Source organism: Blastomonas sp. CCH1-A6 (assembly GCF_001556365.1).
In the GTDB taxonomy this organism is placed as follows: Bacteria; Pseudomonadota; Alphaproteobacteria; order Sphingomonadales; family Sphingomonadaceae; genus Blastomonas; species Blastomonas ursincola.
Genome location: NZ_LSIS01000194.1, coordinates 1 through 436, shown reverse-complemented (window position 1 = coordinate 436; position 436 = coordinate 1). Strand labels below are relative to the sequence as shown.

Annotated in this window: 1 protein-coding gene; it reads left to right on the top strand. The window is 68.6% G+C overall.

From position 1 onward, the window contains the following. On the top strand, window positions 1-283 hold a 283-nt coding region (locus tag AX735_RS25740; RefSeq protein WP_066278618.1), incomplete at its 5' end, for a hypothetical protein. Window positions 284-436 lie beyond the last annotated feature (153 nt).

Here is a 436-nt window from a genome sequence, read left to right as displayed (position 1 = left end):
CCCCACCCTCACCCCCGGCGGCTCGATCGCAACGCCCGGCACCCCGGTCATCATCCCGTGCCGCGTCCAGTTCGATGCGGTCACGCACGCCATGCGTGCGCGCGACGACTATCAGGACCGCGACGTTCGGATCCTCGTGCTCGGTTCCGGCCTCTCGCGCCCGATCGATAGCGAGGCGACCATCACGGTCGAGACCGGCCCCTATGCAGGCTCGTGGTTGCTGCGCAGCGTGACGACTGATCCGGCGGGCATCGGTTACGAGTGCCTGGGGCGCAGGGAATGACCGGCTCGCGAATCCGGGGCAGCAAGGCGCATCTTGCGCGCCTGCGCAAGCTCGAGAAGGACACCACTCGCTTCGTCGGCAAGGCGCTGTTCGCCGGTGGCGAGAGCATCCAGGTCGAGGCGCAGCTTTCGATCACGCAAGGCGCGGTCAGCG